Origin of the sequence: Methylococcus mesophilus (genome assembly GCF_026247885.1) — a bacterium.
Taxonomy (GTDB): Bacteria; Pseudomonadota; Gammaproteobacteria; order Methylococcales; family Methylococcaceae; genus Methylococcus; species Methylococcus mesophilus.
In genome coordinates, this window is the sequence record NZ_CP110921.1 from 4,052,366 (window position 1) to 4,064,814 (window position 12,449).

Annotated in this window: 10 protein-coding genes; 5 read left to right on the forward strand and 5 right to left on the reverse strand. The window is 65.6% G+C overall.

What is annotated here, in order from left to right:
• The first annotated feature begins 108 nt into the window (after positions 1 to 108).
• The 4 genes from OOT43_RS19205 to polX all read left to right on the forward strand — a co-directional run bounded on the left by OOT43_RS19205 (position 109) and on the right by polX (position 6,642).
• Positions 109 to 2,796, forward strand: a complete 2,688-nt coding sequence (locus OOT43_RS19205; protein WP_266022291.1) for an Ig-like domain repeat protein — start codon at positions 109 to 111, stop codon at positions 2,794 to 2,796.
• A gap of 370 nt (positions 2,797 to 3,166) precedes the next feature.
• The gene (locus OOT43_RS19210) at positions 3,167 to 3,844 is read left to right on the forward strand and encodes a protein-L-isoaspartate(D-aspartate) O-methyltransferase (protein ID WP_266022292.1); all 678 of its coding nucleotides are present in this window, start codon (positions 3,167 to 3,169) and stop codon (positions 3,842 to 3,844) included.
• A 1-nt stretch (position 3,845) separates the two neighbouring features.
• Positions 3,846 to 4,931 (forward strand): RNA 3'-terminal phosphate cyclase, encoded by a 1,086-nt coding sequence (rtcA, locus tag OOT43_RS19215; protein WP_266022293.1) that lies wholly within the window; start codon positions 3,846 to 3,848, stop codon positions 4,929 to 4,931.
• Positions 4,918 to 6,642 carry a DNA polymerase/3'-5' exonuclease PolX gene (polX, locus tag OOT43_RS19220; RefSeq protein ID WP_266022294.1) on the forward strand — a complete coding sequence of 575 codons (1,725 nt, stop codon included), beginning with the start codon at positions 4,918 to 4,920 and terminating at the stop codon, positions 6,640 to 6,642. Before rtcA ends, polX begins: the two co-directional genes overlap by 14 nt.
• Before the next feature lie 117 nt (positions 6,643 to 6,759).
• Here polX and OOT43_RS19225 read toward each other — a convergent pair whose 3' ends face one another.
• The 5 genes from OOT43_RS19225 to OOT43_RS19245 are packed head-to-tail and all read right to left on the reverse strand — an operon-like array spanning position 6,760 to position 11,535.
• Positions 6,760 to 7,692: a HEAT repeat domain-containing protein gene (locus OOT43_RS19225; RefSeq protein WP_266022295.1), complete on the reverse strand. Its 933-nt coding sequence runs from the start codon at positions 7,690 to 7,692 to the stop codon at positions 6,760 to 6,762.
• Entirely contained in the window at positions 7,689 to 9,116 is a 1,428-nt protein-coding gene (locus OOT43_RS19230) for an amidase (protein WP_266022296.1), read from the reverse strand. Before OOT43_RS19230 ends, OOT43_RS19225 begins: the two co-directional genes overlap by 4 nt.
• Positions 9,117 to 9,142: 26 nt before the next feature.
• Positions 9,143 to 9,511, reverse strand: a complete 369-nt coding sequence (locus tag OOT43_RS19235; protein ID WP_266022297.1) for a VOC family protein — start codon at positions 9,509 to 9,511, stop codon at positions 9,143 to 9,145.
• 58 nt (positions 9,512 to 9,569) lie between these two features.
• The gene (locus OOT43_RS19240; protein WP_266022298.1) at positions 9,570 to 9,803 is read right to left on the reverse strand and encodes a 4Fe-4S dicluster domain-containing protein; all 234 of its coding nucleotides are present in this window, start codon (positions 9,801 to 9,803) and stop codon (positions 9,570 to 9,572) included.
• 4 nt (positions 9,804 to 9,807) lie between these two features.
• On the reverse strand, positions 9,808 to 11,535 hold the full coding sequence (locus tag OOT43_RS19245) for a fumarate reductase/succinate dehydrogenase flavoprotein subunit (RefSeq protein ID WP_266022300.1): 1,728 nt from the start codon (positions 11,533 to 11,535) through the stop codon (positions 9,808 to 9,810).
• 327 nt (positions 11,536 to 11,862) lie between these two features.
• Between OOT43_RS19245 and OOT43_RS19250 the strand changes: the two genes are divergently transcribed.
• Positions 11,863 to 12,345, forward strand: a complete 483-nt coding sequence (locus tag OOT43_RS19250; protein ID WP_266022301.1) for a DUF2956 domain-containing protein — start codon at positions 11,863 to 11,865, stop codon at positions 12,343 to 12,345.
• The last annotated feature ends 104 nt before the right edge of the window (positions 12,346 to 12,449 follow it).

The following is a 12,449-nucleotide window of genomic DNA, read 5'->3' on the forward strand; positions in this document are numbered from 1 at the left end:
CCATTGATCGTGTTAATTGGTGCTGGGTTATGGGTATATGGGAGTGCCGTACGGGCTGATATCCCAGCGAATATTCCGCAAGAGCTGAAAGCTGCGGTTGGCCAGTCCATGCGCAGCGTCGAGGCGACAGGTCTCCACCGTTACGTGTCGCAGAATCCCTCGAACGGATTGGCTTTGGGCTTTGATCCCGAGGGGATGCGGCTGGCACCGGCAGAGGGGGCGCCGGGCTGGCAGTTGGGGCTCAAGCTGAAGGCCTATGGCCTGCCCGGAGCGACGCGCCCGGTGCAGGAGGCCGAACTGGCCGCCATAGGACAAAGGATCGAATACCGCCGCGGGCCGATCACCGAATGGTATGAAAACAGGCCGGAAGGCCTGGAACAGGGCTTTACCCTGGCTCAGCCCCCCGTTGGCGGTGCCGGCACTATTGAACTGGTGCTCGGAATGAGCGGCGAGTTGCGGGCCGAGTTGGATGGTGATGCGCATGGCGTCCGGCTCAGCGATAAGGACGGCCACGCCGTGCTCGCCTACCGGAATCTTGACGTAGTCGATGCGCAAGGCCGGCACCTGCCGGCATGGCTGGCACTGGCCGGGGAAAGCCTGGCAATCCGTGTGGACACCCGAGGTGCGGTCTGGCCGGTCGTAGTGGATCCCGAGATCTACAGCCTTGGGGCGAAGCTGACGGCGCAGAATCCGGATGGAAGCAGTGATTCCCAGGCCAGCGGCCACTCCGGCTGGGCGATCGCTTTGTCCCAGGACGGCAACACTGCCCTGGTGGGAGCGAACGGAGCCTCGATGGCCGGTCTGGAAAAGGCCGGCGCGGTGTATGTGTACAAGCGCAACGGTCAGACCTGGGCGATCCAGCAGAAGTTGACGGCTAAAAACCCTGACGGAAGCGACGATGGGACCGGCGGGGGCTTTTTCGGCTATTCGGTTGCTCTTTCCGCGGACGGCAATACGGCCCTCGTGGGCGCCTATGGCGGTCGGGTGTCCGGCAACGCCCAGGCCGGCGCGGTATATGTCTACGCTTACGACAGCGGTGCCTGGGCGGTTCAGCAGAAGCTTACGGCCCAAACGAACGCGGGCGACGATGTTCAAGCCGCTGCCTCTTTCGGCTACTCGGTCGCGCTGTCCGCGGACGGCAAGACCGCCCTGGTGGGTGCCACCGGGTACAAGGAGGCCGGTCTGGCTCTCGCAGGCTCGGCCTACCTTTACGGGCGTACCGGCGCTCACTGGAGCTTCCGGCAAAAGCTGACGGCGACAAACAAAGACGGCAGCGAGGACGCCCAGCTGTTCGCCGCCTTTGGCGCATCGACCGCGTTATCCGAAGATGGCGGCACCGCTCTGGTCGGCGCGCCGGGCTATACCGTCGCCGGCGGGCAATATGCGGGCGCGGCGTATTTGTTCGGTCGGACAGGTTCCAGCTGGACGTTGCAGGACAAGCTGATCGCACAAACGAGCGATGGAGAGGATACCGAGGCGAACTCCGGCTTTGGTGCCAAGGTCGTTCTCTCGTCGGATGGTATGACGGCCTTGGTGGGCGCCCCTGGGCGCAACGTGGGCACGGACATGTACGCGGGAGCGGCCTATGTTTATGGTCGCACGGGCGGGAGTTGGAGCGTTCGCCAAAAGTTGACGGCACAGGCCGACGGTAACGTCGATGATTCGCAGGCCGGTGCCCTGTTCGGCAGTTCCATCGCGCTGTCGCCCCACGGCGATGCCGCCGTCATCGGCGGGCCGGGTGCCGCAGTGAGTGGTCAGGAGTCGGCAGGAGCCCTGTACTCCTATCGCCTCTCGGAAGAGGGGTGGTCGATCCGGCAGAAGCTGACGGCTCGGACCAGCGCGGGGAGCGATATCACGGCAAACGCCTATTTCGGTTATCCGGTTGCCTTGTCGTCGGACGGTGCGATCCTCATGGTCGGGGCCAATCGGACGGCGGTCTCGGGTTTGGCTGAAGCGGGCGCAGTGTATGCGACGGCCAAGGCGGCCACCACTGTGGCGCTGACGGCATCGAATGTCCGTCCACGCTACGGCGACGTCGTCAGCTTGACCTCAGAAGTATCCGGCAGTTCGCCCACGGGTCCGGTCAGCTTCCACGACAGCGGCAAGGAGCTTGGCAGCGCCAATTTGAGCAACGGTCGAGCGGTATTGGCGATAAATACGCTCGGTCTCGGCAGCCACAGCATCACCGCTCATTACGGTGGCGATGCGGGCAACGTGGCCAATGACAGCAGCCCGGTCAGCGTGGAGGTCGTTGACGACACCCCACCCCTTATTACGCTGAACAGCCCGGCTGACGGCCAGAGCTATCTGCAGAACAGCAGCGTCATCGCCGACTATGTGTGCGCCGACGCTGTTTCCGGAGTTGCCGGCTGCGCCGGTCCCGTGGCCTCGGGGGCGCCGGTCGATACCTCCAAGCGCGGTGCTGCCTCCTTCACCGTCGTCGCAAAGGATGGTGCCGGCAACACCGCCTCCGTGACCCACAGCTATAAGGTCACTCCTCTCTTTTCCATTTTGACCGTCGTGCGATCCGGTTCGGGAGCCGTGACCAGTTCTCCTCCGGGTATTGCTTGCGGCAAGCAATGCGGTGCCGTATTTGCAAAGGGTGCCTACGTCACGCTGACCGCGACGCCGGCCGGCGGTTTTCAATTCGGTGGTTGGAAGGGACCCTGCGTAGGAACAGGACCTTGCATAGTGACCGTGAATGGTCTCAAGCAGGTCAAGGCATACTTCAAGCCGATTCCACGCCCGCCCAAAACGGCTGGGACAGACGCTGGGGAGAGCGAGCCCGACGATTAGACCAGCGCCTGCCGGATCGGAACGCATCGCCAACGGACCTATGCAACCGGCCCTATTTTTCCGTACGCATGAGCAACGTCATGCATTGATGTTTAATTGCACGCGCGTTCGAAATTGCATGGCCGGGTTGATGAGTTGCGACGGTTGTTCGGGTTCCATAGCTGTGGGGTCAGCCTCCGATCCGCGGATTTTCGGATAGGGATAGACTCGCTTGCGTTTTCGATCCGGTTTGACGCCTCGGGCGCCGGCTGATGATGGCTCAAGGCGGCCCCGTCGTTGGCCGGGGTTTCAAACAGGCCTCCGACCGCCCAGTCAGAGCGAAAAGGGTATATTGTCCAGACTTGTTCCCGCCTGATGCGAGGTATGGGCGATGAGTCTGTCCCAGATGATGCGAGACCTCGAGGCAGAGGTCTCGCTGACGCGCCATCTCACCGGCCGCAGCGTGCTGTCGCCCGGCGTGATGAAAGCCATGCGCAAGGTTCCGCGGAATCGCTTCGTGCCTGCCGACCGGGTGCCGTTCGCTTTCGACAACGGTCCGGTTCCCATCGGCTGCGGCCAGACCATCTCCCAGCCCTTCATCGTCGCGCTGATGACCGATTTGCTGAATCCGAGGGAAGACTCGGTCATCCTCGAAATCGGCGCCGGTTCCGGTTATCAGGCGGCGGTCCTGTCGCGGCTGGTGAAGCGGGTCTATACGGTCGAGATCATTCCGGAACTGGGCGAACTGGCGGCTGACAGGCTGAAAAAGCTCGGCTACCGCAATGTGGAAGTCCGCATCGGCGACGGGTATTTCGGCTGGTCCGAGCACGCGCCCTACGACGGCATCATCGTCACCGCGGCGGCGCCGTACTTTCCCGAGCTTTTGATCGAACAGCTCAAACCGGGGGGGCGCATGGTGATTCCGGTCGGCCTGCCTTACCACCACCAGGAGTTGATGACGGTCGACAAGAACGTCCAGGGCGAAATCGAGACCTGCAGCGTGCTGCCCGTGGCTTTCGTGCCGCTGACCGGCGAAGGCGAGTACCGGCCGGGGCCGGAACGGGAATGACGTGGCATTGCTCCGCATCGACGGTTCTCACGGCGAAGGCGGCGGGCAGATTCTTCGCAGCGCCTTGAGCCTGGCGGCATTGACCGGCAGGGCGGTGCGCCTGGAGAAGATCCGTGCCCGCCGCCGGAAGCCAGGGCTGGCGGCGCAGCATCTCACCGCCGTGAGGGCGGCGGCCATGCTCTGCGACGCCCGGATCGAGGGCGCCGAGCTCGGCTCGCAGACACTGGAGTTCGTCCCGTGCAGGCCCGTCCGGGCGGGGGATTATGCGCTGGACGTAGGTGAGGCCCGCGAGGGCGGCAGCGCGGGCGCAGTGATGCTGGTGCTGCAGACGGTTCTGCCGCCGCTGGCCCTGGCCGAGGGCATCTCGACGGTCAGCCTGAGCGGCGGCACCCACGTGCCGATGAGCCCGCCTTTCGACTACGTCCGCGACGTCTGGCTGCCGACTCTGGCCCGCATGGGCCTGCAGGCCGCGCTGTCGCTGATCCGGTCCGGCTGGTATCCCGTCGGCAAGGGGGAGGTAGCGCTGACGGTGAAAGGTGCCCTGCGAACTCTGGGAGCCTTGCGCGTGGAGGACCGCGGCGTCCTGCAATCGGTCACGGGGCGCGCCCTGGCGGCGAACCTGCCGGCCCACATTCCGGAACGCATGGCCGCCCGAGCCCAGGCGTTCCTGGCCGAAGCGGGCATTGCCGCCGCCATTGAACCGGCCGTGCTGCCAGCGGCCTGTGCCGGTGCAGGCCTGTTCCTGACCGCCCGCTACGATCATTGCCTGGCCGGCTTCACTGCGCTGGGACAAAGAGGCAAGCCTGCCGAACGGGTCGCCGAGGAAGCCTGTGTAGCGCTGCTGGCCCACTATCGTTCCGGCGCGGCCCTGGAGCAGCATCTGGCCGACCAGATCGTCCTGCCCGCCGCCTTGTGCCCGGAGGAGTCTTTGTTCAGCGTCGAGCGCATCAGTCCGCACCTGACCACCCATGCCTGGGTCGTGGAGCGCTTCGGGCTGGCGCGGGTGGATGTCCGGTCGGCGGAGAACGGGACCGGCCTCGTCAGAATCCGTGGAATGCCAGCGGGAGCGTGCCATGCCCATCCATAATGCCGATATTGCCGCGATCTTCGAAGAAATCGCCGACCTGCTGGAGATCGAGGGCGCCAACGTGTTCCGGGTGCGGGCCTACCGCAACGCCGCGCGCACCCTGCAGGAGCTGGGTCGGGACGTGCGGACCATGCTGCACAAGGGCGAGGATCTGACCGAGCTGCCCGGCATCGGCGACGACCTCGCCGGCAAAATACGGGAGATCGCCGAGACCGGCCGGTGCGCGGCGCTGGACAAGCTCCACAGGAAGCTGCCGCCGGCCATCACCGAACTGCTCAAGATCCCCGGATTGGGGCCGAAACGGGTGAAGGCGCTTTACCATGAACTCGACATCCATACCGTCGAGCAGCTGCAGCGCGCGGTCCGCGATCACCGCGTCCGGTCCCTGGCCGGCTTCGGCGACAAGACGGAAAGCCGCATCGCCGAAGCCCTGGCCGCTCGGGCCGGCGGGCCGGGACGTTTCAAGCTGGCCACCGCCGCCCAGTACGCCGAGCCGCTGGCCGCCTGGCTGCGCGCCGTGCCCGGCGTGCACCGGGCGGTGGTGGCGGGCAGCTACCGCCGGGCGCGGGAGACCGTGGGCGATATCGACATCCTGGTCACCGCCGGGCCGGACAGCCCGGTGATGGAGCGCTTCACCGCCTACGACGAGGTGGCGGAGGTGCTCTCGCACGGCCCGACCCGGGGCAGCGTCGTGCTCGGCTGCAAGCTGCAGGTCGATCTCCGGGTGGTCGCGCCGGAAAGTTACGGCGCGGCGCTGCACTACTTCACCGGCAGCAAGGCGCACAACATCGCCATCCGCCGGCTGGGGCAGGAGCGGGGGCTGAAGATCAACGAATATGGGGTGTTCGAGGGGAAGAAGCGCATCGGCGGCGAGACCGAGGAATCGGTGTTCCGGGCGGTGGGGCTGCCCTTCATCCCGGCGGAGCTGAGGGAGGACCGGGGCGAGATCGAGGCGGCCAGGGCAGGGCGCTTGCCGCAACTGGTGGAATTGGGCGACCTGAGAGGCGATCTCCACGTCCACACACGGGCCACGGATGGCCACAACAGCTCGCGGGAAATGGCCGAAGCCGCCCGGCAGCGGGGCTTCGAATACCTGGCCATCACCGAGCATTCGCGCCGGCTGACCGTTGCCCACGGTCTCGACCCGCTGCGACTGACACAGCAGATCGACGAGATCGACCGGCTCAACGGCGAGCTGCGGGGCATCACCCTGCTCAAGGGCATCGAAGTCGACATACTGGAAGACGGCCGGCTGGACCTGCCCGACGAGTTGCTGGGGCGGCTGGATCTGGTGGTCGGGGCGGTCCACAGCCGCTTCGAGCTGTCGCGCGCCAGGCAGACCGAGCGCATCCTGAAGGCCATGGATCACCCGCATTTCACCCTGCTGGCCCATCCCAGCGGCAGGCTCATCGAGCGGCGCGAGCCTTACGACGTGGACATGCCGCGCATCATCCGCAAGGCGAAGGAACGGGGCTGCTACCTGGAGCTGAACGCTCACCCCGAGCGGCTCGATCTGCTCGACACCTATTGCCAGGCGGCCAAGGCCGAAGGGGTGCTGGTCAGCATCAACTCCGATGCCCACAGCGTGCTGGATTTCGACCACCTCCGCTTCGGTGTCGGCCAGGCGCGGCGCGGCTGGCTGGAGCAGGGCGACGTGCTGAATACCCGTTCGCTCGACGCGCTGAGGCCGCTGCTGAAAAAGACGATGTAGGCCGCGGCTCCTGCTCGTCGCCGCTCGGGTCCGGGGGAACCGGTCGAGCCGGCGGTGGTCCGATGCACTAGCTGTCCCCAAGCGCACCGTTGCAGCCGGAAATGATGGGATCGCCGTTCATCCCCGGCTCTTGGGGGCGGGATTCTCCAGTGCCCGGCGCGCCAGCTTGCGGACGTCGGCATCCGGGTCGTCCAGCGCCTGCCGCAGGAAAACCGAGGCAGTGTCCGGGGCGAGTGTCCCCAGCGCCGCCGCGGCTTCCTTGCGCACGTTGCTTTCCGGGTGTTCGAGCAGCAGTCTACCTAAAGCCGGAACGGCGCGAACGTCTCCGATCCGGCCGAGGCTCCGGACGGCTTCTTGGACGACCTGCCAGTAGCCGTCGTCCAAGGCGGCCAACAGGGCTTTGGCGTTGTCGAAGTCCTTGGTTCGTCCGACGGCTTCGGCGGCGTCCCGCCTGACCTGCCATTCGGGATCGGCGAGCGCGTCCGGGATCGCAATCCCTCGGATCGCCAGGGCATCGACTGCGGCCCGCCGCACTTCGTGGCTTTCGTCGCGAGTCGCCGTCATCAATGGGGGCACTGCGGAATCGCCGGGCAATTGGCCGAGTACGCCGATGGCCGCAAGCCGCACCATAGCGTCTCCATCGCCCAATGCCGCGAGCGCCGGAGTTAGCGCCGTCGTCGAGCACAATGGCGTGACCGCCCGGAGGATGGCGCTGCGAACGAAGGCATCGGAGGTCTCCAGCCCCTCCAAGAAGCGGGGCAGCGACGCTGCGTCAGCTTTCCCCTCCAGCGCTCCGGCCGCTTCGGCTTTGACCGACGGATCGGCATCGGCCAGGGCCGCGAGCAAGGCATCGACGACCTCGGCGCCCTCGAATTCTTCCAGGGCCCTTGCGGTTTCCAGCCGCACCTCCGGGTCCGGGTCGCGCAGCATCTCCGCCAGCCTGGGCACGAGGGTAACTTCCCCCGATTCCGCCAGGGCCAGGATGGCCAGACGCCGTACTGCGGCGTCGGGGTGGCTCAGCCGGTTGAAGTATTCGTCGAATGTGCTCATCCCGGATATTCCGCCAGATTCGGGCGATGATGGCGCCAAGGCCGTGCGGCTTCGAAGGCGGCCGAGGCGCGCAGAACCGTAGCGTCGTCGAAGCGCTGCCCGACGATTTGCAGCCCTACCGGCAGGCCGTCGGAGGTGAAGCCGCAGGGTACGGAGGCGGCGGGCTGGCCGGTCAGGTTGAAGGGCAGGGTGAACGGAGAGAAGCCGCCGGGGCCGAGCGGGCGCCCGCCGATTTCGGTGGGCGCCTCGCTGTCTGCGGGAAAGGCGGCCAGAGGCAGGGTGGGAGTGAGCAGCAGGTCGTAGCGGGCGAAGAAGGCGTGCGCCCGCTCGGCGACTTCGGTTTTACGCTTCAGCGCCCGAGCGTATTCGATGCCGGTAATGGTTCCACGGTGTTCGATACGGCGTGCCAGATCCGGGTCGAGCAGGTCTTCCTGCTCAGGCAAGGCGTTTTCCAGGTAGGCGCCGATGCCGCAGAGCCAAAAGATGCGGCTCAAGTCGGGAGAAATGCCCAACTCCAATTCGACCGGTTCGACCCGGGCACCGAGTTCGTCGGCGAAGACCCGCGCCGCGGCTTCGGCCAGGCGCGCCACTTCGGGGTCTACCGGTGCGCCGTCGATGGTCCGGCTCCAGGCGACGCGCAGCCCTCTGGCGCCGCCGGCGCAGGCATCGAGGAAATCGGTCCAGGAGGCGGGCAGGGTGTTGAGGTCGCGGTGATCGGGACCTGCGATGACGTTCAGCATCAGGGCGGCGTCCCGGACGCTGCGGCTCATTGGTCCGACGTGCAGCAGGGACGGAACCGGCGCCGGCGGCCAGGAGGGCACCCGCCCAAACGAAGGTTTCAGTCCGAATATTCCGCAGAACGCGGCCGGGGCCCGGATCGAGCCGCCGCCGTCGGTGCCCAGGGCCAGGGGGCCGAGGCCCGCTGCCACTGCGGCCGCGGCGCCGCCGGAGGAACCTCCGGGCGTCCGTTCGACATTCCAGGGGTTGCGGCTAATGCCGCTCACCGGCGATTCGGTCACGCCCTTGAATCCCAGTTCCGGCGTCGCGGTCTTGCCCAGCAGGATGGCGCCGGCGCGTTTCAGGCGCTCCACCGCGGGGGCATCGCAGTCGGGCACGAAGCCCTCGAACAGCCGAGAGCCGCGCATCGTCCGCACGCCGCGGGTGAGGACCAAATCCTTGACGGAAAACGGCACGCCGTGCAGCGGTCCCAGGGCCGCGTCGTTCCGGACCAAAACGCGCTCGGCTTCCTTCGCCTGGGCCAGCGCCTGTTCCTCGTCGAGGGTGCAATAGGCATTGATCGCCGGATTGACGGCATGGATGCGGGCGAAAACGGCGGAGACGACCTCCACCGGCGAGATGACTTTGCGGCGGATTCTGTCCGACAGTTCGGTCGCCGACAGGTAAGTGAGGTCTGTCCAGTTCATTCAGAGACCCGATGACAGGTGCGCCGTCAGCCGATCAATTCCAGCGCGTTCCCGTCCGGGTCGCGGCAAAACAGGGCCTTCCGGCCGGAACGGCTTCGGGTATAGGGGATGCGCGCGTGTTCCAGCCGTCTTTGCAGCACGTCCCATTCGGCCACCGCCAGCGCCAGGTGGCGGTCCAGTCCGCCGTGCGGGGGGCGTTCCGCGTCGAGATCGGGATTCGGCAGCACCATCAAATGGATTTGCTGCCGGCCGACGTCGTACCAGATGCCGTCGTAGTCGAACTCGGGACGGTCGTTCTTGGGCGTCAATTCCAGTACGCCTTCATAGAAACGGCGGCTTGCCTCCAGGTCGGAAACCAGGAGCGAGATGTGATGCAGATGGCTGATGATGGACATGTTTCCGTAGGCGTTCCGAGGTGTGCGCAGTAAAACGGCGTAAATCGACGAGGAGGCGTTATCTCAGCAGATAGGGAATGGCCACCCGGACCGCGCCCGTTGGGCAGTCCGTCTCGCAGGGCAGGCAATACCAGCATTCGTCGTATTGCATGTGCGCCTTGCCGGTGGCCGGATCGAGCCGCAGTACGTCGAGCGGACACACGTCGATGCAGACGGTGCAGCCCTTGTCGGCGATGCAGCGGGCGGGGTCGATGGAAACGGGGAGCTGGACGGGGGTCGCGGCGGTCGGCATGGTTTCAGGCTGTGGGTTCGGTTTCGATGCGCAGGCCGTCGAAGGCGTGCCGCGTCCGGGAATCCTGCTCGAACAGATAGGGTTCGACCGGCCGTTTGAAGCAGGTCATCTCGCCATTTGCGTCCTTGTGCAGCTGGACGTGGACGAACCAGTCGTCGTTGTCGGTCTGGGGATGATCCACCCGCCAGTGGTACAGTCCCCAACGGCTTTCGGCCCGGTACAGCGAGGCGCGCGCCGCCATCTCCGCGCAGTCCAGGATGAAGTGGACCTCCAGCGCGCGCATCAGTTCATGGGGATCACGGGCGTACAGAAGTTCCAGGTCTTCGCGGATTTCGCCGAAGCGCTGCAGGCCGATTTCCATTTTCCGGGTGACCTTGGGCGGCTGCAGGTAGTCGTTCACCATCCGCCTCAGCTTGTATTCCATCTGGTTCGGCGGAATGCCGTCGCCGCGAGACAAAGGCGCCAAGGCGCGAGTTCGTTCCGCATCGACCTGGGCCTGGTCAGGCTCGGCCAGCGTCACCGAGCCGCAGTATTCGGCGGCGTTTTCCCCTGCGATGGCGCCGTAGACGAAGGCACCCAGCATGTAGTTGTGTGGGACGCAGGCCAGGTCGCCGGCGGCGTAGAGTCCGGGAACGGTGGTTCGGGCGCGTTCGTCCACCCAAACCCCGGAGGCGCTGTGGCCGCTGCACAAGCCGATCTCGGAGATATGCATCTCCACCATGCGCTCCCGGTAGTCGTTGCCGCGCCGCACGTGGAAACGCCCGCGGCTGGGGCGTTCGTTGCCGTGCAGGACCCGTTCGATTTCCTGGACGGTTTCCTCCGCCAAGTGGTTCAGCTTGAGGAAAACCGGGCCGTTGCCGCTCTGCAATTCCTGGTAGAACTCCAGCATCATCTGGCCGCTCCAGTAGTCGCTGTTGATGAAGCGGTGTCCCAGTGCATTCGCTGTATAGCCGCCCAGCGGACCCGTCACGTAGGCGCAGGCCGGGCCGTTATAGTCCTTGATCAGCGGATTGATCTGGAAACACTCGATCCCGCTCAGCTCCGCTCCGGCGTGGTAGGCCATGCTGTAGCCGTCGCCGGCGTTGGTGGGATTCTCGTAGGTGCCGAACAGGTAGCCCGATGCCGGCAGGCCCAAGCGTCCCGCTGCGCCGGTGCAGAGGATCACCGCCTTGGCGCGGATGACCGTGAATTCACCGCTGCGGGTATTCAATGCGGCGGCTCCGGCGATGCGGCCGTCCTCGGTGAGCAGTCGCGTCGCCATGTAGCGATTCGTGGTGTCCACGCCGTGCCGTTTGAGCTGCCGATACAAGATCTTCTTGACGTTGTGCCCCTCCGGCATGGGCAGCACGTAGGTTCCCACGGGATGGACCTTCTTCACGTCATAGCCGCCGGCCGCGGTCTTCTTGAATTTGACGCCCCAGCGGTCCAGTTCCTCGATCATGCCGAAGCTGCGTTCGGCATAAGCCAGCAGGGTCTTCTGGTTGACGATGCCGTCATTGGCAATGGTGATTTCCCGGACATACTGCTCCGGCGTCGCGAAGCCGGGGACTACCGCATTGTTGAGCCCGTCCATGCCCATGCTGATCGCGCCGCTACGCTTGACGTGCGCCTTTTCCAGCAACAGGACCCTTAGCGCAGGATTGGCCTGCCTGGCCTTGATCGCGGCCAGAGGGCCGGCAGTGCCGCCGCCGATGACGAGGAGGTCGGTCTCAACCGTGGTGGCGTTCGTCATTCCCGTAGCCTTTCAATGGGGTCTTGCCCCATGGCCGTCAGGCTCGGTTTTAGCGCATTCACCGCCATGGCTCCCTCTTGTGTGCATGCGAAGGTACACAGCAGGGATCATGCCATTGGGGGCGTTAGAGCAACCCGAGATAAACTGTCGCGGAGGCTGACCTCCCTGGTGTTCCGGCAACAGCTCAAAAGCACCTTTGCTGCTGGCGCGGCAGCTCTGGGAGGTGAGCGCGGGCCGAGACGCATTGAACCCTTACCTGCCGAATGGGACACTAATTCCCTGCCCTCAATCCGAGAGCCCCACCGTTTTTCGCCTTGCAGAATTCCCATGCCGAAATCCCGAGCCAAATCGCAGGCCCCGACTCCCTCGGATGCCCTCATTCAGGAGGACGCGTTGCGCGTCGCTCGCAGTATCCAGAGACCCGGCCAGACCAAGGAGCAGACCAAGCTTATAGCTCAGGGAGTCGCCCAGGGCATTGCGCTCTACAAGAAACAGCAGAGTGAGAAGGCCCGTGCGCTCGACAAGGCCCGTAAACGGGCGTCGAAGCGTTCCACGGCCGAGGCGGGTGCTGGTGGGCCGCAGGACTTGGAAGCAACAGTGGGAGACCGCTCCGAGGGAGAGCGGGGTAGAGCGCCCTTGATCACGGGGGCCGTCCTGTTTGCACTTGTGTCCGGGCTGCACCTGTTTCGCGCGCTCGCCGGCTGGGAACTGGTGATTGGTGCCTGGTCCGTGCCCGTCTGGTGCTCTTGGGTGGCGGTTCCGATATCGGCCGGTCTTTCAGGCTGGTTTTTCCTCTCGGCTCGCAGGTAACGCCCGGCACGAAATTCCGGTTGCTCGGCGGCCCCCGGTCGTGAAGCCGCCGGGGGATGGCCCAAATTCTGCGGGAGCTCAATCCAACCCGCTTCAGCCGTTCC